General features: G+C 68.4%; 16 protein-coding genes, 1 tRNA gene and 1 other RNA gene. 9 read left to right on the top strand and 9 right to left on the bottom strand.

Annotation, left to right across the window (positions count from 1 at the left end; translation table 11 throughout):
* Positions 1–84: 84 nt before the first annotated feature.
* Both NX1_RS37265 and NX1_RS13440 read right to left on the bottom strand, forming a co-directional pair.
* Positions 85–492: a hypothetical protein gene (locus NX1_RS37265; protein ID WP_176580384.1), complete on the bottom strand. Its 408-nt coding sequence runs from the start codon at positions 490–492 to the stop codon at positions 85–87.
* Between the two features lie 184 nt (positions 493–676).
* Positions 677–946: a hypothetical protein gene (locus NX1_RS13440; protein WP_218024123.1), complete on the bottom strand. Its 270-nt coding sequence runs from the start codon at positions 944–946 to the stop codon at positions 677–679.
* 385 nt (positions 947–1,331) lie between these two features.
* Here NX1_RS13440 and NX1_RS13435 point away from each other — a divergent pair, with 385 nt between their 5' ends.
* Positions 1,332–2,351 carry an alpha/beta hydrolase gene (locus NX1_RS13435; protein ID WP_068058453.1) on the top strand — a complete coding sequence of 340 codons (1,020 nt, stop codon included), beginning with the start codon at positions 1,332–1,334 and terminating at the stop codon, positions 2,349–2,351.
* A gap of 504 nt (positions 2,352–2,855) precedes the next feature.
* Here NX1_RS13435 and NX1_RS13430 read toward each other — a convergent pair.
* A tRNA-Ser gene (locus NX1_RS13430) sits at positions 2,856–2,943 on the bottom strand.
* 150 nt (positions 2,944–3,093) lie between these two features.
* On the opposite strand from NX1_RS13430, the gene ffs reads away from it, so the two are divergent.
* Both ffs and NX1_RS13420 read left to right on the top strand, forming a co-directional pair.
* Positions 3,094–3,188, top strand: an RNA gene (gene ffs / locus NX1_RS13425) — signal recognition particle sRNA small type.
* A gap of 225 nt (positions 3,189–3,413) precedes the next feature.
* Positions 3,414–4,703 carry an aspartate aminotransferase type Ic gene (locus NX1_RS13420; RefSeq protein WP_068058265.1) on the top strand — a complete coding sequence of 430 codons (1,290 nt, stop codon included), beginning with the start codon at positions 3,414–3,416 and terminating at the stop codon, positions 4,701–4,703.
* A 91-nt stretch (positions 4,704–4,794) separates the two neighbouring features.
* On the opposite strand, the gene NX1_RS13415 is transcribed toward NX1_RS13420, so the two are convergent.
* Positions 4,795–5,601 (bottom strand): methyltransferase domain-containing protein, encoded by an 807-nt coding sequence (locus NX1_RS13415; RefSeq protein WP_084501395.1) that lies wholly within the window; start codon positions 5,599–5,601, stop codon positions 4,795–4,797.
* A gap of 137 nt (positions 5,602–5,738) precedes the next feature.
* On the opposite strand from NX1_RS13415, the gene NX1_RS13410 reads away from it, so the two are divergent.
* The 3 genes from NX1_RS13410 (at position 5,739) to NX1_RS13400 (ending at position 8,786) form a co-directional block, all read left to right on the top strand.
* Positions 5,739–6,323, top strand: coding sequence for an HhH-GPD-type base excision DNA repair protein (locus tag NX1_RS13410; RefSeq protein ID WP_068058261.1), 585 nt, complete (start codon positions 5,739–5,741; stop codon positions 6,321–6,323).
* A 115-nt stretch (positions 6,324–6,438) separates the two neighbouring features.
* On the top strand, positions 6,439–7,155 hold the full coding sequence (locus NX1_RS13405; protein ID WP_068058259.1) for a DUF8020 domain-containing protein: 717 nt from the start codon (positions 6,439–6,441) through the stop codon (positions 7,153–7,155).
* Positions 7,156–7,517: 362 nt separating this feature from the next.
* Positions 7,518–8,786, top strand: coding sequence for an ROK family transcriptional regulator (locus NX1_RS13400; RefSeq protein ID WP_068058257.1), 1,269 nt, complete (start codon positions 7,518–7,520; stop codon positions 8,784–8,786).
* 67 nt (positions 8,787–8,853) lie between these two features.
* Here NX1_RS13400 and NX1_RS13395 read toward each other — a convergent pair whose 3' ends face one another.
* The gene (locus tag NX1_RS13395; RefSeq protein WP_068058255.1) at positions 8,854–10,479 is read right to left on the bottom strand and encodes a DUF2207 family protein; all 1,626 of its coding nucleotides are present in this window, start codon (positions 10,477–10,479) and stop codon (positions 8,854–8,856) included.
* A 299-nt stretch (positions 10,480–10,778) separates the two neighbouring features.
* On the opposite strand from NX1_RS13395, the gene NX1_RS13390 reads away from it, so the two are divergent.
* Together NX1_RS13390 and NX1_RS13385 are read left to right on the top strand one after the other, a co-directional pair.
* Complete coding sequence (locus NX1_RS13390; protein WP_068058253.1) at positions 10,779–11,699, top strand: neutral zinc metallopeptidase; 921 nt, start codon at positions 10,779–10,781, stop codon at positions 11,697–11,699.
* Position 11,700: 1 nt separating this feature from the next.
* Complete coding sequence (locus tag NX1_RS13385; RefSeq protein WP_068058251.1) at positions 11,701–12,897, top strand: neutral zinc metallopeptidase; 1,197 nt, start codon at positions 11,701–11,703, stop codon at positions 12,895–12,897.
* Between the two features lie 52 nt (positions 12,898–12,949).
* On the opposite strand, the gene NX1_RS13380 is transcribed toward NX1_RS13385, so the two are convergent.
* From NX1_RS13380 to NX1_RS13365, 4 genes are all read right to left on the bottom strand, one after another.
* Positions 12,950–14,251 (bottom strand): ammonium transporter, encoded by a 1,302-nt coding sequence (locus NX1_RS13380; RefSeq protein WP_068058249.1) that lies wholly within the window; start codon positions 14,249–14,251, stop codon positions 12,950–12,952.
* A 51-nt stretch (positions 14,252–14,302) separates the two neighbouring features.
* Entirely contained in the window at positions 14,303–14,992 is a 690-nt protein-coding gene (locus NX1_RS13375; RefSeq protein WP_068058247.1) for a TetR/AcrR family transcriptional regulator, read from the bottom strand.
* Positions 14,989–17,238, bottom strand: coding sequence for an MMPL family transporter (locus tag NX1_RS13370; protein WP_068058246.1), 2,250 nt, complete (start codon positions 17,236–17,238; stop codon positions 14,989–14,991). The genes NX1_RS13375 and NX1_RS13370 overlap by 4 nt, the downstream gene beginning before the upstream one ends.
* 89 nt (positions 17,239–17,327) lie before the next feature.
* Entirely contained in the window at positions 17,328–18,152 is an 825-nt protein-coding gene (locus NX1_RS13365) for a hypothetical protein (protein ID WP_068058245.1), read from the bottom strand.
* A gap of 480 nt (positions 18,153–18,632) precedes the next feature.
* Between NX1_RS13365 and NX1_RS13360 the strand changes: the two genes are divergently transcribed.
* Positions 18,633–19,841 (top strand): DNA polymerase III subunit gamma and tau (locus tag NX1_RS13360; RefSeq protein WP_157119721.1); only part of this gene is annotated, 1,209 nt, incomplete at its 3' end.

Raw genomic sequence — 19,841 nt, 5'->3', positions numbered from 1 at the left:
CGCGGGCACGGTCTATCCGCCCGGGCCGGAGCGCGGGCTCATACCGCCGGAGGGTTGCTAGGGCGTTCCGTGCGAAGGGCTCGGTCAGCTGCTACCGAACAAGCCGAATGGGAAGAAGTTGCTCGATCCGCCCCAACCTTGGTTCCCGCCGCACTCGTCGTATCCGCGATCGCTCCGGCCGTAACCGCCGCCGCCATAGCCGCCGTAACCACCACCACCGCCGCCGCCGTAGCCACCGCCGCCGCCCCACCAGTTGTTGCCGCCGCCCCACCAGTTGTTGCCGCGGTCGCACCCGTCGTAGTCGCGATCGGAATTGCACATGAACCCGCGTTCACACGGCGGGAATTCGGTCTGCACGACGCCGGGCGACGACGCGGGCGCGGCTGTCGCGGGAGCCGCCGCCACCACCGGAACTGTCATCGCGGCCCCCACTGCCGCTAACCCCAGAATCAGGCGCGCCCTGCCCACCGTACGAATCTTGTTGGTGTTCATCTCTGCCTCTTCCGGCGAGCCCGGCATGCGGCCTGGACAACTCGCCGATCGATCGGTCGGTTGGTTGTGTTGAGATTCCCCGACTTCCTCGATCCTAGGCGCGCACTATCGGTTGCCACCAGTATGCGGGCAACCGAATTTCCAGGCTTCCGCCCCGGTGCGCGGGCGAGTTGGTCGGCCCCACTCAGGAATTTTCGTCCGTCTTTTGCTCGTCGCTGTGGGCATACAGCTTCAAGACCGGGACGCCGACTTCGTGCCGAGCGCGCGACGCCCAGTCGTGGTGGAAGAACTCCTCGATCGCGTGCGGCTCGGTCAGCAGGATCACTTCGTCGGGGCCGATCTCCTCGACCACCGCGCGCAGCTGGTCGAGCGGATGGCCCTCGACGACCTGCCCCACGGCTTCGGCGCCCGCCGCATCAGCGCGATGAACGACATGTCGGCTTGCGGTCGACATCCATCGGCCGATGGGGACCGGTCCGGCGAAATCGCGGACCGGCCACCGCGGCGGCGGGATCGATTCTTGTCCAGTTGCCGGCCGAAAACAGCAAATCCGAACACCTTGTCGGTCCGGTCGCGGCGTTGCGGGCCGAAAATGCCGCCGCCGAATGACATTGTGGAGTAACGGTTTCAGCTCCGCGGAAGACTTAGCTCGGGGAGATGGGCCCAGGGGTCCGTCCGAATACAGTAAGAGAGGGATCGATGCCCGATGAATGCCGAGTGATCCGGTCGTGGGCCGGAATCACGGCGCGACCACGTGTCGCGGGCGATCGACCGCTGGGGGAGACTATCTCGACGACAATGTGGCCGACGAAGGCCCGTGGAATGGAGCCGACTGTTCGATGAAGCTTTCCGCACTACGCAGCGTGGCCGCTCTGCGGACCGCGGCCCTCGCGCTCACCGCCGCGTTGTCGGTGGCGGTGGCCGGTGGCGCCGCTTCGGCCGAGCCGCAGAAGCCCTCCGCCGTGACGTCCATCGTCAAGGAGGGGCGTACCTGGCACCTGAAGGTGTACTCGGCGTCGATGGACACCGAAATCAAGGTCGATGTGCAGCGTCCGGCCGACGAGTCGACCCCGGCGCCGAACCTGTACATGCTCAACGGCCTTGACGCCGGTGAGGGAACCGCCAGCTGGAAGGCCGCGACGCACGCGCTGGACTGGCTGGCCGACAAGCAGGTCAACGTCATCCAGCCGATCGGTGGTCGCGGCAGCTACTACACCGACTGGCGGCAGCAGGACCCGAAGCTCGGGCTGAACAAGTGGAAGACCTTCTTCACCGAGGAACTGCCCCCGCTGCTCGACGAGACGCTGCATTCGACGGGCCGCAACGCGTTGGCGGGCCTGTCGACGTCGGGCACGTCGGTGTTGCAGTTGGCCGAGGCCAAGCCGGGGCTGTGGAAGACGGTCGCCGCGTACAGCGGCTGCGCGCAGATCGCCGACCCGATGGGTCGGCAGTTCGTCAAGCTGGCGACCGAGACCTGGGCGGGCGGCAACACCGACAACATGTACGGTCCCGCCGACAGCCCGCTGTGGGCCGAGAACGACCCGGTGATCAACGCCGAGAAGCTGCGCGGCACGCTGCTCTACGTCTCCAGCGGCAGCGGCATCCCGGTGATGGAGGACGTTCAGTATTACCTCAGCACCGCCCCCGGACCCATGGGCGCGGTCAACCTGAGCCTCGGTGTGATCATCGAGGCGGCCGTCAACGGCTGCACCGCCAACCTGAAGAACCGGCTCGACTCGCTGAACATCCCGGCCACCTACCAGTTCAACCCTGTCGGCACGCACTACTGGCCGTACTGGGAAGAGGCGCTGCACAACTCGTGGCCGCTGCTCGCCCAGGGCATGGGCCTGAACGGCTGATACCCGCGCGGGAGGAACTCGGCGACGGACTCCTCCCGTGGATTCGGGGTTCTGCCGCTGCCGCTCGCGGAAGCCGGTGCGGCGCAAGCCCGGTTCGATAGCGCACAGCCGGTTGTAAGTGAAATAGTCTGCGGCGCAAGGCGATAACTACCCGCAGAGCGGACAACTGAAAACCTACCGCGCGGGCGGATCGGACGAGATTCGGTACCGATCCGCCCGCGCGGTCTTGTATCGGCTCCGGTGTCGGCGCGAAGCCCGGCTACCGCGTGCGATCGGTCGACGGTGACCGCCGACCCGCGAACGCGATCACGTCCTCACGCCGGGTGAACCGGACGCGTGAGAACGTGGACGCATCGATCTCCCTATCGACACGAAACCGCCGGCCCCATGCGCGGTGCCGCTGGCGCGCAGTTTCCCGGCGGAGCATCCCGGGGTTCGGCCAACCGGCAAACGAAGAACGGCCCAGGTCGGCAACGGATGAACCGTCTTCGACCTGGGCCGTCGTGGCGGAGGATAGGGGATTTGAACCCCTGAGGGCGTTAACCCAACCCGCGTTCCAGGCGAGCGCCATAGGCCACTAGGCGAATCCTCCGTGGAGCAGCATACCGGTTGCCCCCGGTCGGACGCCAAATTGCCCCGGTGAATCGATGGTTTGCGCTGGTCGAGCCTGGTTTGCGGGCGGGACCGCACGGGTCGGAACGGCCCAATTCGGACGGAGCGGGGATCACCCGCTACACTGGCCGACGGATCCCGCGCGGCGCGCATCCTGTGAACTCCCCCAGGGCCGGAAGGCAGCAAGGGTCAACGGGCTCTGCCGGGTGCGCGGGGTCCCCTATATTTCCGGCCCCGGGCCGAAGTTCGGGCACTCGCCGTCGGTCCACTGGTATCCCGGGAACGGCGCAGCCGGAGAAGTCCGTCAGCGGACCGCGCGGAGCGCGAGCGTAGGCAAAGGTACGCCTCCAATTCCGGGCAACACACGGGTAACGTGGTCAACGGTCCACCGACGGTCGTCGGCACGGACGTCGATTAACGCCCCTTCGCTGCTTCGAAAGGCTGCTCAGGATGCCCCGGCAAACGCAGATCGGTTTGATGAGCCATGAGGAGCTCGTGTCCGAACACGAGACTCAGACCGCGAACTACGCGACGCTCAAGACCGAGAAGCTCACGCTGGACCTGACGAGGGGAAAACCTTCGCCCGAACAACTAGACCTTTCGGCGGAGCTACTCACTCTGCCCGGCGAGGGTGACTACCGGGACGGCACCGGCACCGACTGCCGCAACTACGGTGGGCTGCACGGTCTCCCGGAGCTACGCGCCATCTTCGGTGAGCTGCTCGGCATCCCGGTGGAGAACCTGCTCGCGGGCAACAACGCGAGCCTCGAGCTGATGCACGATGTCATCACCTACGCGATGCTGTACGGCACCAACGATTCCGAGCGCCGCTGGGCGGCCGAGCCCGCGCTGAAGTTCCTCTGTCCCGCACCGGGTTACGACCGGCACTTCGCGATCACCGAGGCGCTCGGCTTCGAGATGATCCCGATCCCGATGCGCCACGACGGTCCCGATACGCATCGCATCGCCGAGCTGCTCGCCGCCGACCCGCAGATCAAGGGTCTGTGGGCGGTGCCGAATTACTCCAACCCGACCGGCGTCGTCTTCTCCGAAGAGGTTGTGCGGGAATTGGTTTCGATGCCAGCCGCGGCGCCGGACTTCCGGCTGTTCTGGGACAACGCCTACGCCGTGCACCCGCTGACCGACATCGCGGCGCCCGTGGTCGACGTGCTCGGCCTTGCCGCGGCCGCCGGAAACCCGAACCGGCCCATCGTCTTCGCCTCCACCTCGAAGATCACCTTCGCGGGCGCGGGCGTCAGCTTCCTCGGCGGGTCCACCGCGAACCTGGACTGGTACCTCTCGCACGCGTCGAAGAAGAGCATCGGCCCGGACAAGATCAACCAGCTGCGCCACCTGCGTTTCTTCGAGAACGCCGCTGGCGTGCGCGCGCACATGCAGAAGCACCGCGAGATCCTGGAGCCGAAGTTCGCCCTGGTGCTGAAGATTCTGGAGGACCGGCTCGGCGCGTCCAAGGTCGCCTCGTGGACCGAGCCGAAGGGCGGTTACTTCATCAGCCTCGACGTGCTCGAGGGCACCGCGGCCCGCGTCATCGCGCTGGCCAAGGACGCGGGCATCGCGCTGACGGCGGCGGGTTCGGCCTTCCCGTACCGGAACGATCCGGAGGACAAGAACATTCGCATCGCCCCCAGCTTCCCGAAGCTGCCGGAGCTGGAGAAGGCGATGGACGGCCTTGCCACCTGCGTGCTGCTCGCGGCCACCGAGAAGCTGCTCAGCAAGTAACCGGCCTCGACAAGTAACGGGCGCAGAAAAACGAACGACGGCCCTCCGCACACCGGTGCGGAGGGCCGTCGTTTGCCCGAGGAGCTTCGGCTCAGCGCGGCTTGTGCGCCAGCACCGCGAACATCGTCACCGACAGATGGATGTCGCCGGTGTCGGCGCCGCGCTCCAGGTCGGCGAGCAACCGGTCGCGCTGTGCCTCGGTGATGGCACCGCGCGCCACCGCCATGGCCGAGATGCGGGTGACCAGCGAGCCGGGGCCGACGCTGCGATCCTGTACGAGCGCGTGCGAGCCGACGTCGTCGATCACCAGGCCCGCCTGGGTGAGCAGGCCGGGCAGCCTGCGGCCGGACAGCGGGTTGGTGGTGGCAGAGACCAGCGTGTCCAGCACTTGGCGGACCACCTGCCGGTCGCCGGGGTGCACGATCGCGGTGTCCCAGTCGACGTCGACCACCACGGCGCGGCCGCCGGGGCGCAGCACCCTGGCGATCTCGTTCGCCGCGCGGGCGGGCGCCGTGAGGTGCTGGAAGACGCGCTCGCAGAGCACCGCGTCGAAGCAGTCGGCGCCGAACGGGATGCCGTAGGCGTCACCGGAGTGGAACTTCGCGTGCGAGCCGAGCTGGGACGCGCGGCGCTGCGCGGAGGCGAGCAGATTCGGGTCGGGCTCGACGCCGATCGCCTCGCCGGTCGGGCCGACCGCGTCGGCGAAGGCGAAGACCTCCGAACCGGTGCCGGAGCCGACGTCGACGGCGTGTTCGCCGGGTTGCAGCGCGAGCGCCTCGTGCGCCCAGGTGCGCAGGCGCCGGATGCCAGGTAGGGCGGCCTGCAGGTCGCGCACGTCGACCAGTTGATCTCGGCCCGCCCTGTCGAAGCGATCCGGACGCAATGAATAAGTGTCCATGGGCGCTTGTCCGTCCCTAGGTATTGCCGTCGTCTGAGGCATGGCCAGAGCCTACGCGCGGCTGTGGCGTGCCGCACAGCTGGACGCGGGTGAGATGATCGACGGACGAACGCGCCGACAAACCGAAAGGAACGACGGTGACCGTCACACTGTGTCTCGCGCAGGAACCGGAGGCCGACAAGCTCCTGTCGGAGGACCCGTTCGCTCTGTTGACGGGCATGCTCCTCGATCAGCAGTTCCCGCTCGAACACGCTTTCCGCGGCCCGAAGAAGATCGCCGACCGGATGGACGGGTTCGACATCACCAAGATCGCCGAAGCCGATCCGGAGGCGTTCGAGGAACTCGCCGCGACGCCGCCCGCCATCCACCGCTACGGGCGGTCCATGGCGCGGCGCACCCAGGAATTGGCGCGCTACGTCATCGAACACTACGACGGCGACACTGCGGCGATATGGACGAACGGCGATCCGGACGGCAAGGAAGTGCTGCGCAGGCTGAAGGCGTTGCCGGGCTACGGCGACCAGAAGGCGCGTATTTTTCTCGCCTTGCTCGGCAAGCAACTCGGGGTGCGCCCGAAAGGCTGGGAAAAGGCGGCGGGCGCTTACTCGGAGAAGGACTCGCGGCGCTCGGCCGCCGACATCACCGACGCTCAGTCCCTGCTGGAGGTGCGTGCGTTCAAGAAGCGGGTAAAGGCGGAGGCGAAGGCCGCCGCGGCGAAATAGCATTCGCTCCGCGATTGCCCATTCGAATCTCGCTGCTTTTTTCTCTCGTACGAACCCGGCCGGTGCTCGATGCTTTTCCCTCGAACACGCTCCATCGGATGAGGGACAGCAGTATATGAGAATCAGGAAGCTCGCCGTGGTCGCGGCACTCGTGACCATGGCGACCGGCGTGACCGCGGGAACCGCGGTGGCCGGTCCGGAGACCCCCGCCGGGGACGTCATCGACTTCACCGCCACCCAGACCGAGACCACCGCGATCATCAGCACCGACGCGGGCTCGCTCGTCACCGAGGACGGCGCGCTGAAGATCAAGGCCGCGGACGGCACCGTGGTCGCGGGCACGCCGCTGAAGTTCCGGCTCGACGAGTTCGAGTTCCCGATCGCGGCGCAGATCTCGGGTCGCACCGCGACACTGACGCCGCAGCTCGATCTCGACCACGCGACCTACAAGCCGGTCGCGCTGCCGTTCGAGGACAAGGCGCCGTGGAAGAACGAATACGACCGTGAGGTCGCGGCCTGGACCCGGTTGACCAGCACCATCAGCATGGGCGCCACGATCGGCACGCTGGTCGGCGGCCTCGGCGGCGCAGCGGTCGGTTGCGTTGTCGGCGGCATCCTCGGCGGCGCGGCGGTCGGCGGCACCATCGTCGGACTGTTCGGACCCTTCTTGCCCGCGGCGGCCGTCGGTTGCATCGCCGGTGCGGCCGCGGTCGGCGCGCTCGGCACCATCGCGGGCCAGATCTTCGTGACGGCGCCCGTCGCCATCGGCGCGCTCATCCAGTACTTCTCGACGGTCAACGCGCCGTTCAACGCGCCTGCCCCGGCGAAGTAGTCCGTCTCGCTTCCTCGGTCGTCACCGCCGTGGAAATCGGCCCCGCCCAATGCCTCTCGCTTGGGCGGGGCTTCGTCGTGTCCGCCTCCGACCAGGCGAAACGCTGTGTCTTCGAGCACCGGGATTCGCGGAAGCTTGGTGCGCCGGTGAATTCGGTGTTACCTTTTTCTTCATGTCCTCCAGCAGCCTCTCCGCCTTGCGGGTCACCTACGTGACCGCCGCGCTCGGCCTGCGGCTGCCGCTGACGCGGGAGCTGTGTCGCTCCCGTCGTTGCAGCTGAGCCACCCTTTCGGCGCTCGCTGCTCAGTCGCCGCTCGTGTAGGCACGTCCCGTTCGACGGGACTTCAGCAAGGACTCTTCATATGTCGATCCCTACCCTGGAACGACCCGCTTCGCGGGTTGCTACCGGTCGTGTCCGCGTCCAGCGTCCCGTCGTGGCGCCGGAACTCCGCATCTCCGACAATCCCGCGGCCGCGGTGCTACGCGCCGCGACCGGCGGACCGATTTCCCGTGACAACGCCGCGCGCGCAACGGGTTCGAGCATCGCGACGGTCAACCGTCAGGTGTCTTCCCTGCTCAACGCCGGTCTGTTGCGTGAGAGGCCGGACCTGACCACGTCGGGCGCGGTGGGCCGCCCCCGGGTGCCTTTCGAGGTCGACTACGACACCTACCTGACCCTCGGCATTCATATCGGCGCCGCCGCGACCAAGATCGTGGTCGCCGACCTGCGCGGACGGATTCTCGGTGGGCTGGCGATCGCCACCCCGCAGACGGGCCAGGAATTCGCGACCACAACGGTGGCGCGCAGCGCGAAAGCCTTCCTCCAGCGCTGGCATCGGCGAAAACCGCTGTGGGCAGGCGTCGCTATCGGTGGTCGCGTCGACCCGCTGACCGGCGTGGTCGATCACCCGAAACTGGAATGGAAGGGCGCTCAGATCGGCGCCGTGCTCGGCGAAGTGCTCGAGCTGCCGGTCTCGGTGGCGCCGCACGTCGAGGCGATGGCAGGCTCCGAACTGCTGCTGCCGACCCCGGAACCGCCCGAGGGACAGCAGCGCGGCAGCAGCCTGTACTTCTATGTTCGCGAAACCGCTGGCATCGCAGTCACTCTCGACGGCCGGGTGCACACCCCGAGCAACGGCCCCGGTTCGATCGCGCATCTGCCCACCGGCTCCGACGTCGAGTGCACCTGCGGCAGGCGGGGTTGCTTGGAGGTCACCGTGGGTGACCGGGCGCTGCACGCGCGGGCGGTCGGGCGCGGAATCATCCCGGCGTACAACGGGACCGCGGGTTCCACCATCGCGGATCTGTACCGGGCGGCCGCGTCCGGTTCGGCCCCGGCGCGCGAACTGCTCGCGGAGCGGGCGGCCATGCTCGGCAGCACTGTCGCGCTGGTGCGCGACATGCTCAACCCGGATCGCGTCATCCTCGGCGGGCAGGCGTTCACCGGCTACCGGCCGGGCATCGCCCACGTCGCCGAGGCCTTCCGGCAGAGTTCCACCCTCCCGCCCACCGACATTCGCATCAGCGGATTCGGCGGCAAGGTCCAGGAATTCGCCGCCGTGGTGACCTCGCTCAGCGCGCTCTACGCTGATCCGCTCGCCGCCATGCGACGCACCGCGTTCGCCGACTGACACCGAAGCCGAAAACGCCGAAAGGCCGGGTTTTCCTGGAGAACCCGGCCTTTCGGCATATATATGGTCAGCGGGCCGACGATCCGGTGAACAATCCCTCGAGCGCCGTGATGAAGAACGGGAAGTGGGCGGCGAAGCGGTGCAGGTTCTGGTCGCGTTCGAAGCTGCCGAACCAGTAGAGGCCCGGTTGGGCGTCGGCGGCCGGATTCAGGTCGCGGAACGCGCGGATCCAGTTGTCGGCGCGGCCGCCGATGACGGTGAACGGCAACGCGCGGGAGAATACCGTCTCCTGATCGGTCGGCGGAATCTGTTCGCGCCGAGTGGCATCGAGGCCGCGCTGCAAGGCGCGCACCTGGGAGGTCAGCTTGCGGCCCGCCTGGGTGCGCGACGGGAGATACTTGGGCATCAGCACGGTCGCGACGCCCGCGAGCAGGATCGCGACGCCGACGAGCGCGGAACCCGCGGTGACGGCCAGACCAACGGTGGCGGCGATGCCCGCGACGATGAGCGCGCCGCCAACCCAGACCGGCAGTCCGATGCTGGACCGGTCGGCGAAGGCGCCGCGCCGCACCGCGTCGTCGACCATCGCCCGGCGGATCGGCTCGGCCTGCACCCGGCCCGGTGCGCGCAATTCGGCGACGGTGATCGAGTCGGCGCCCTCCGGCAGCAGCGCCGTGTACACCGCCTTCTCGTAGTCGCGCAGCTGGTCGTCGGCGGCGTTCACCCGGTTGATGCGCCAGTCGCTGTCGCTTATCGGCGTCACCCAGATGTAGCGGCGCACCGCGAGATCGACCACGGTGGCGGCGATATCGATGGCGTCCGCGTGCTCGTCGAGCAGCAGACCCGCCTCACCGGGCAGAATGCCCTCCGGCGAGGTGAACTGCACCTGGTTGCCGTCGCGCAGCAGCGGGTCGACGGTGTCGGAACCGGTTCCCGCCGCCGCATTCTCACGACGCGCGCGCAGCACGAACACGGCCAAGCCCGCCAGCGCGAGCAGCAGCACACCGAAGGCGGCCAGCACCGGAGTGGTCACCGAGAACGGTCCCGGCGCGCTCTCGTCGTCGATATCGGCGTTGGCGGGGACGGTGCCCGGCGGCAGCTGCAAAGTCAGGTCGATGGCGTCGCCCTTGTGCAGGTCGGTCTGCTCCAGCCAGAGCACGCCGTCGGATTCGATACGGACGTCGGCGCACGGCCTGGTATTGCCGGGCGGACCGAGTTTGCAGTCCACGATGGCCATTTCATAGCTCGGGCTGATCACCGAGGCGCTGATGGAGGCGATGTCGGCGTTCATCACGCCGAGCCAGTGGAATACCTGGGTGCCGGGCGCTTCGCTGACGGTGTTGTGGATCGAGTACTTGTAGCTGGACTCACCGGGTTTGGCGTCGATGGTGAACTGATCGTTGGCGACCGTCGCGGTGCCCGCCCCCTGCGCGTCGATATCGGTGACCTCGAAGCGCCGTTGCACGTCGTCGCGCAGCTGAAGGCGCAGTGGCAGTGACATCTTGAACGATCCGCCGGGTGGTACGGTCACCGTCTCGTCGACTTCGAGCACGCCATCGCGGCTGAGTTTCAGATCGGCGACGATAGTTACGCCCTCTTGCGGCGGTTCGCTCTGGGCACCCGGCGCGGTGGCCACCAATCCCGCGGCGGCGAGAATCAGCGCGCCAGCGGCGGCCCCCCGAAATGTCAGCATGAGTGCCTACTCTAGACAGGTTGCTATTCTTCGTCAGCGGCTGTCGACGATCACCAGAGGCGAGGGGGTACGGGGGAGTGACCCAACCACCGTACGGTTATGGACCGGTTCCACCTGGTGGACACCCTGTTCCGCCGCCTGGCTACGGCCCGCGTCCCGGTTACGGGCCCCCGCCCGGATACCCGCCCCCGCCCGGCTACGGTCCGCCGCCGGGGTACGCGCAGCGTCCGGGATATGCTCCGCCGCCCGGTTATTCGGCCCCGCCCGGCTACGGTCAACCGCCCGGGTACCGCCCGCCGATGCCGCCCCCGATGCCTTACGGCCCGCCAGGACGTCCGCCGCACCCGCCGCGCAAGAGCGGCGGAGGAAAGATCGTCTCGCTGCTGCTCGTCGTGGTGTTCCTGGTGGCGGGCGCGTTGGTGCGCACCGCGATTCGCGTCGACCGCAACGACCGCGCCTCCGGGCCGTCGCCGAGTTTCACCTACACCCCCGACGGCTCACAGGGCGCCGCGGAGACGGGGAACAACCCGCTGCTCACCGATCCGAACGCGACGCTGATCCCGGCCGACTGCGATTACACCCCGTGGAGTACGCAGGTCGAGACCGCGCGCAAGTTCTTCGAGACCGCGGCGGGCTGCCTGGAGTCGGCGTGGAAACCGGTGCTGCAGAAGGCGAATCTGCCGTTCACGCCGCCCGCGTTGAACGTGAGCGCCTCCACCGCGGGCATCTCGACCCCGTGCACCGGCACCACCACCAACTTCGCCGCGTTCTACTGCCCGGCGAACAAGACCATCTACATGCCGATCAGCCAGTTGCAGACCGACCTGTTCAAGGACAACTGGGTGGTCTACCTCTCGGTCTTCGCGCACGAGTACGGCCACCACGTGCAGGCCATGTCCGGCATCCTGCGCAAGGCCAACAGCGAGCGGGTGGACGCGGGCGCGCGCAGCCAGCGCGGACTGGAGCTCTCTCGGCGAATCGAGTTGCAGGCGCAGTGCTTCAACGGCATGTACCTCGGCTCGTCCGAGGACGGCGGTTCGCTCTCCTCCGCGCAGATCGGCGTGGCGCGGCGGGACGCGCACGGCCGAGGCGACGGACCGACCGACGCGCGCGATCACGGGTCATCGGAGAACAGCGGCGACTGGTTCGAAGAGGGCGTGGACAAGAACCGCACGAACCAGTGCAACACCTTCACCGCACCGGCAGGCAGGGTGAGTTGAGATGACGACGCCGCCTTACGGTTACGGACACCAGCCGCACTATCCGCCACCGTACGGCCCGCCGCCGGGTTACGCGCCACCGCCCGGATATCCGCACCCGGGCTACCCGTACCCAGGGCACGCGCCCGCTCCTTACGGGCCGCCGCCGGGCTATGCCGTTCCGCCTTACGGCCCACCGGGTTACGGGCGTCCCTATCCGCCGCCTCGGCGCGGCGGCGGAGCGGGAGCGGTGCTGGGTGTGCTGGGAATCTTCCTGATGGTCGGCGCGCTGGTCGCCGCGGCGGTCGCGGTGGCGAGCAGCGAAAACGAGAACAACCGCAGGACAACCGCGTACACACCGAGCTACACCTATACGCCGACGATCCCTTCGTCGTCAGCGGCGACGACCACGTCGGCCACGGCGTCGGCCCGTCCGACCACCGCGGCGAGCAGTCCGGTCCGCACCACCTCGGCCGCTCCGACCAGACCCGCGGGGCCGCAACCGGTCGCGAAGCTCGGCGATCATCCGCTGTTCACGCACGCGGAGACGGGACTGAACAACATCCAGTGCACGTTCTCGCGCTGGGCGCCGAATGTGGCCGCGGCCCAGGCTTTCTTCCAGTCGGCCTCCACCTGCCTCGGTCAGATGTGGAAAGCGCTGCTCGATTACGAGAATCTGCCGTTCTCGCCGCCGAACATCAGCGTCCCCGCTCGCGGCGTCGACGCGATCTCGCCGTGCACCAGCTCGGGCGGCAACTACGCGGCGTTCTACTGCTCGATGAACAACACCATCTATATGCCGCTCGACAAGATCCAGACCAACTTGTACGGCGACAACTGGGTCATCTACCTGACGGTGTTCGCGCACGAGTACGGCCACCACGTGCAGGCGATCACCGGTATCTCGAAGCGAACGCACGAAGAGCGGTACAACGCGGGGCCGCGCAGCGCGCGCGGCCTCGAGTTGTCGCGCCGCATGGAGCTGGGCGCGCAGTGCTTCGGCGGAATGTTCATCGGCTCGTCCGCCTATGTCGGCTCGGTCTCCGGGGCGCAGGGCGAGAACACGGTCCGGGACAACTACACCCGCGGCGACAACCCCGGTGACTCCCGCGACCACGGGTCGAAGCAGAACTACGGCGCCTGGTACGAGCACGGCTATCGGAACAACCGGGTCCAGAAGTGCAATTCCTGGGTCGCCTCGGCCGATGCGGTGTCCTGAGCTGTTACAACGAGGTCCGGCCCGACTGCGCCGGGCCGGATAGCCGGTAGGGTCAGTCCTCGTCCCGATCGTGCGGCGCGTGCCCGCCGCCGATGCCGAAATGCCCGCGCGGCGAATGCCCGTGCACCCCTTCGGCGTACGCGGTCTCCGCGTGCAGCGCGAAGTCGATGCCCGATGTCTCGTCCTCCTTGCTGATCCGGAAGCCGATGCCCCGGTCGATGCCCTTGCCGAGGGCGAACGAGACGCCGAAGGCGTATGCCGCGACCACCACCGCGCCCAACAGCTGCTTGCCGAGCTGGGTGAGCCCGCCGCCGTACAGCAGACCTGTCACGCCGCCGGTCATCACGTGACTGGCGAGCAAGCCGATCAGCACCGTGCCCACCACGCCGCCGACGAAGTGCACGCCGACCACGTCGAGGGAGTCGTCGTAATTGGCCTTGAACTTCCAGCCGACCGCGAAGGAACACACCGTGCCCGCCGCGAGCCCGACGACGACCGCGCCCATGGTGTCGACGTAACCGCACGAAGGAGTGATCGCCACCAGGCCGGCGACGACGCCGGACGCGGCGCCGAAGGTGGTCGGGTGCCCGTCGCGCACGCGCTCCACCGCGAGCCAGCCGAGCATGCCGAGGCAGCCCGCGACCAGGGTGTTCAGGAACACGGCCGCGGCCGCACCATTGGCGTTCAGCGCCGAGCCCGCGTTGAAGCCGAACCAGCCGAACCAAAGCAGACCCGCGCCGAGCAGCACGAACGGCAGATTGTGCGGTCGCATCGCGTCCACTTTGAAGCCGATGCGCGGGCCGAGCACCAGCGCCAGCGCCAGCGCGGACGAGCCGGAGGCGATCTCCACCACCAGGCCGCCCGCGTAGTCCAGCGCGCCGAACTTGGCCAGCCAGCCGTCCGGTCCCCACACCCAGTGCGCGATCGGCACGTACACGACCAGTGTCCACAGCGGCACGAAGACCATCCAGCCGGAGAACTTGGCCCGGTCGGCGATGGCGCCGCTGACCAGCGCCGCGGTCAGAATGGCGAAGGTGAGCTGGAAGGTGGCGTAGAGCAGTTCCGGCACCGTGCCGCGCACCGTTGTCGGGTCGATGCCCGCCAGGCCGACGTGCTCGAGCGTGCCGATCAGTCCGCCGCCCGCGTCGGGCCCGAAGGCCAGGCTGTAGCCGAACAACAGCCAGGTCACCGTGACGAGCGGGATGGCGATGAAGCTCATCATCAACATGTTGAGCACGCCGGTGGAACGAACCATGCCGCCGTAGAAGATGGCCAGACCGGGGGTCATCAGCAGCACCAGTGCGGTGCTGACGAGCAGCCATGCGGTGGCCGCGGGATCGATGGTCGGTGGCATGGGGGTAACTCCTTCTACACGGACGTGCGTCGCGAAGAAGTTACCGAACGCTCACGATGTCTTCCGACGGTGCGGGAGGTTTTGGTCCAGCCAGACGTCGACCTCGTCGGGGCTCGGTGAGCCGCCGACCATGTTCAACACCGTGTGCCCGAGGCAGGCCGCGCACATGACCCGATTCGCCATTTCCTCGCGATCGCCCCACGGCAGATGCGGTTTGGCGATCAGCAGGGAGGCGATGCCGTGCGCGACGGCCCACATGTCGAGCACGATCGGCAGCGGGTCGCCCGGCGCGATCGAGCCCTCCGCCATGCATTCGCGCACCGTCGCCGCGAAGTGCTGGAACGCGCCGCTCGTGAGCACCTCGTCCACCGCGCCGCCGCTCTCGGTCGGCCCCGTCGCCAGCCGGTACTGCTCCGGGTGCTCCAGCGCGAAGCGCACGTAGGCCAGTCCCAGGTCGCGCAGCCGGGTCATCGGCGACACCGCGGGGTCGGTGGCCGCGCGCATGGCCTCGGCCAGATCCTCGAACGCCTTGGCCACGGCCGCCTCGATCAGCTCGTCCTTGTCGGCGAAGTGCCGGTAGATGGACGGTGCGCTCACCCCGACCAGCTTGCTCACCTCACGGATCGACACCGCGTCGGCTCGTCCGGTGCGCGCGAGCAATTCCGCTGTTGCGGTGAGTATCTCGGTACGCAGTTGGGCGCCTGAGCCGCGCGGTGATCGAGGTCGACGGTGGAGGGTCATGTGCGTCCCGCGTGCTCCGGTTCCGGTGCGATGGCGCGCTGGTCGACGTCCTCGGCCAGGCCGATCCGATCATGCAGCCGGGCAAGGGGTTTCGGCGCCCACCAGTTGGCCGTCCCGAGCAGGCGCATCAGCGCCGGCGCGAGCAGGGCGCGGATGATCGTCGCGTCGACCAGCACGGTCAGGGTCAGGCCGAGACCCATCAGCTGCATGAACGAAACGTTCGAGGTGATCATCGCGCCCAACACGATAGCCATCAGCACCGCGGCGGCGGTGAAGATCCGGCCGGTGCGGGCGACGCCGATGGCGACGGCGCGGGTGTTGTCGTGGGTGCGCAGCCACTCCTCGCGGATCCGCGAGAGCAGGAACACCTCGTAGTCCATGGACAAGCCGAAGGCAAGGCAGAACATCAGGATCGGCATGGTCGGCACCATGTAACCGACGGCGGTGAAACCGAGCAGGTTGGACAGGTGGCCCTCCTGGAACACCCACACCATCGCGCCGAAGGCGGCCGCGAGCGAGAGGGTGTTGAGCGCCAGCGCCTTGATCGGCAGCACGACGCTGCCCGTGAACAGGAACAGCACCACCAAGGTGGCCAGCACGATCAACGTGGCCGCCAACGGCAGTCGATCGTTCAGCGCCGCAAGCGAATCCGCGTTGACCGCGGCCGCGCCGCCATACAGCGCGGGCGCCGGGGCGGTCACCTCCTCGATCGCGCGCAGCTGACGTTCGCCTTCGGGAGAGAAGGGGTCGACGTGACTGACGACGGTGAGGTAGGTCCCGGTGTCGTTGGCCATGCCGGGCGGCGCCACCCCCACCCGCGCGCCGTTCACGAACGTACCCGCGCTGGACAGCACGGCAGGCACGTTCGGCAACTGGGAAAGCCGCGCCGCGTAGGCTCCGACGCCCGCGGCGTCGCCGGTGTAGCCGTCCAGCACGATCGTCGTGCTCGCGCCCGGATCGGCCTGCGGGAAGCGCGCGCGCAGTTCGTCGCCGACCTGCCTGCTCGTCGCGGAGGTGGGCAGCACCCGGTCGTCCGGGTAACCGAACTTCACCGACAGGAACGGCGCGCCTAGGACGAGCAGCAGCGCGATGATCACCACGGCGATCGGCGCCGCGTGCCGCATCACCACGGTGACCAGCCGGTACCAGCCGGACTGCTCCGGCGGCACCGGGCCCGCGGAGGGCGGGCGGCGGAACAGCCGCCGCAGCGGGACGCGCAGATCGAGCGCGTTGACGCGGTATCCGAGCAGCACCAGCGCGGCGGGCAGGATCACGATCGCCGCCGCCGCGGCGGCCGCGACCACCGCGACGCCCGCGTAGGCGAAGGACCGCAGGAAATAGAGGTTGAACACGCTCAGCGCGGCCAGCGAGAGCGCGACGGTGAGCGCGGAGAACAGCACCGTGCGCCCTGCGGTCTGCACAGCGCGGATGGTGGCCGCCGTCGGATCGAGGCCGTTGCCCAGTTCCTCCCGGTACCGGCTCACGATGAACAGGCTGTAGTCGATCGCCAACGCCAGACCGAGCGCGGTCGTCATGTTCAGCGCGTAGATGGACACGTCGGTGACGAAGGTGAACAACCGCAGGATGGCAAGGGTCGCCGCGATCGCGAAGAGACCGACGGCCAGCGGCAGCGACGCCGCGACCAGGCTGCCGAACACCAGGATGAGCACGATCATCGACAGCGGCACCGCGATGCCCTCGGCGACGGCAAGGTCGCGGGTGGTTTGCTCGTTGACGTCGTGATAGATCGCGGCGATGCCGCCCTGCCGCACGGTCACGCCGTCGGTGGAGCCGGTGAGCCGCTCGGTGAGTTCGCCCGCGATTCTCTGCACCTCGGTCTCGTCGCCTTCGAGGAAGGCGGCGATCAGCGCGCTCGACCCGCCGTCGTTGCTGCGCAATGCGGTCGAGAACGGCGGCGGGATCGTCCAGTAGGACTGCACGGCGGTCACGTCGGGGCGGGCGCGCAGTGCGTCGACGAGCCGGAGGCCGGTGGCGCGGGCGGCGGGGCTGTCGACGCCGTCCTCGGCGCTGACAAGCAGGACGAAGTTGGGCGATGCGCCGCCGAAATTCTCCGAGAGGATCCGGTTGACCTGCGATGATTCCGCATTGCTCGCGACGAATCCACCGGACTTCAGGTGCGCGGCGGCAGTGGCGCCGAAAAGTCCGCACCCGATAACCAAGGCCAGCGCGGCGATCAGGATGACGCGCGGGTATCGCGTGGTCGTTTGTGCGATCCGATACAGCATCGCGGCTCCCCTCCATGAGTTAACGCGGTTAGGGTAACGCCGTTAACTCATGGGTGTCGAGGGCTGAAGGCCGGTGGCCGGGAAATCGCTCAGCCGCGGTTCTTGCGCGTCAAGGCGCGCCGGCCGCGGCGGCCGGGGGTCGGCAGGTCGTCCTCGACGACGACCCACTCGGCGGTGGTGAGCCACAGCTGCTGTGCCCGCGCGTCGGCGGTGTCGTGGAAGACGCGACGTCCGCGGTCGTCGCGCAGGTCGTACGCGAGACTGGACCAGCGCGGTGGACGGCCGTGTTCGTCGAGGTGCGCGGCGAGATGTCCGGCGACCAGCGTCCCGATCGCGTTGACCGGCCGCAGCGAGACCCGGTTGCCGTATTTGGCGGCGTGGAAACGCCTCGCCGCGCAGAGGGACTGCGGATTCGCGTTGGACGCGATCCAGCCCGCGCGTTGGGCGCGCTCGATCAGCCACAGGTGTTTGACAGCGTTGGGCGCGATGACGCCGATGCGTTCCTCGAGCAGCGCCGTCACCGGTTCGGAGGTGAGGATGTCGCGGCGGGTGGGGCCGATACCGTGCGTCATCCAGTGCTCGTGCGCGAGCCCGGCGAGCAGTCGGCCGAAGTCGTCGATGCTGCGCTGGGCGCGGCGGCCGAGTCGTTCGATGCGTTCGGCCTCGCGGCGCATCTCGTTCTGCGCGGTGAGGGTGCGGATCGCGGCCATGGTCGGCACCTGGCCGCGTTGGAGCAGCTCCAGAATGGCCGAGGCGGTGGCGGGATCGGCGGCCGCGGCCACCGGCAGCGAATCGCGTTTGAGCGCGAATTCCTGGGGACTGATGGCCCGGCTGAGCAGTCCGACGGCGGCTCGATCGCCCGCGAAGTCGGTATTGGAGAGCCAGGCGGCGGCGATGTCGTCACACGACAGCACGTGGAACGGTCCTCCGATATACGCGGTGGGGAGTTCGGCGATGTCGCACGGGGCCGAAAGATCTTCAGGTTGTGCCCCGGCCGGGATGAGGGACCGGCCGGGGTCACCAACCTGATGAAGGTTTGGCTACCGAAGTTGCCAATAGTCACGGTAGCCAGCGGCGGGGGTAGCTGTCACCCGGCTTGACTTGTTCGTTACATCGATAAAAAGCGCGCTAAGCGGGGCGCGAGTCGGTATTTCCGCTGACAGGGGCGGCGAACGGGCTGGTTCGTCCGGTTTTGGATAACCGATTGATGCACGATTGCCGGTGTGTTGCCGGTTTGCGAGAGGAAACAAGCTGCCGAAGAAGTCTCTCGGAAATATGTGATCTACATCACATGGGAAGTCAATTTCGCGGTCCTTCGTGAGCGGGGCGGCGGACCAGCGGCGTTAGCCCCGGTCGCCGACCGCTTTGTCGGTGGTCGCCGGTAACCTCTGGCCGTGGCTCTGTACCGGAAGTACCGACCGGCAACGTTCGCTGAGGTGGTGGGTCAGGAGCACGTCACCGACCCGCTGAGCATCGCGCTCGACACCGGACGGATCAGTCATGCCTATCTGTTCTCCGGTCCGCGGGGCTGCGGCAAGACTTCGTCGGCGCGCATCCTCGCGCGCTCGCTGAACTGCGTGCAGGGCCCGACATCGCGGCCGTGCGGCGTCTGTCCGTCCTGCGTCGCGCTCGGGTCGGGCGGACCGGGCAATCTGGACGTCATCGAACTCGACGCCGCGAGCCACGGCGGCGTCGACGACACCCGCGAACTGCGCGACCGCGCCTTCTACGCGCCCGCCGAATCCCGGTACCGCGTCTTCATCGTCGACGAGGCGCACATGGTCACCACCGCGGGCTTCAACGCGCTGCTCAAGATCGTCGAGGAGCCGCCTGCCCACCTGATCTTCATCTTCGCGACCACCGAGCCGGACAAGGTGCTGCCGACCATCCGCTCGCGCACCCACCACTACCCGTTCCGGCTGCTGCCGCCCGCGACGATGCGCGGGCTGCTCGGCAAGATCTGCGAACAGGAAAACGTTCCGGTCGAGGAAGCGGTGTACCCGTTGGTGATTCGCGCGGGCGGCGGTTCCCCGCGCGACAGTCTCAGCGTGCTCGACCAGCTGCTCGCGGGCGCAGGCCCTGAGGGTGTCACCTACAACCGCGCGGTCGCGCTGCTCGGCGTCACCGACGTCGCGCTCATCGACGATGCGGTGGAGGCGCTGGCCGCCGACGACGGCGCGGCGCTGTTCGGCACCGTGGACAGCGTCATGGAGGCCGGTCACGACCCGCGCCGTTTCGCCGTCGACCTGCTGGAGCGCTTCCGCGATCTGATCCTGTTGCGCGCGGTGCCCGACGCGGCCGACCGGGGCCTGGTCTCCGGGCCGGGCGACGTGCTCGACCGCATGCGCGATCAAGCGCAGCGCATCGGCCCAGCCACCCTGACTCGCTACGCGGAACTACTGCACGAGGGTCTCGGCGAGATGCGGGGCGCCACCGCGCCGCGGTTGCTGCTCGAGGTCGTCTGCGCCCGCATGTTGCTGCCCTCCGTCTCCGACACCGAATCCGCCGCGCTTCAGCGCCTGGAACGTCTCGAACGCGGCTTCGCCGGCGGCGTGATCACCCCGGCCCCGGCGTCCGCGCCCGCCGCCGAAGCGGGCGCGAGC

The organism is Nocardia xishanensis NBRC 101358 (genome assembly GCF_001613365.1).
Lineage (GTDB): Bacteria > Actinomycetota > Actinomycetes > Mycobacteriales > Mycobacteriaceae > Nocardia > Nocardia xishanensis.
The sequence above is the reverse complement of the archived record's forward strand: the minus strand, read 5'-3'. Positions and strand labels throughout refer to the sequence as shown.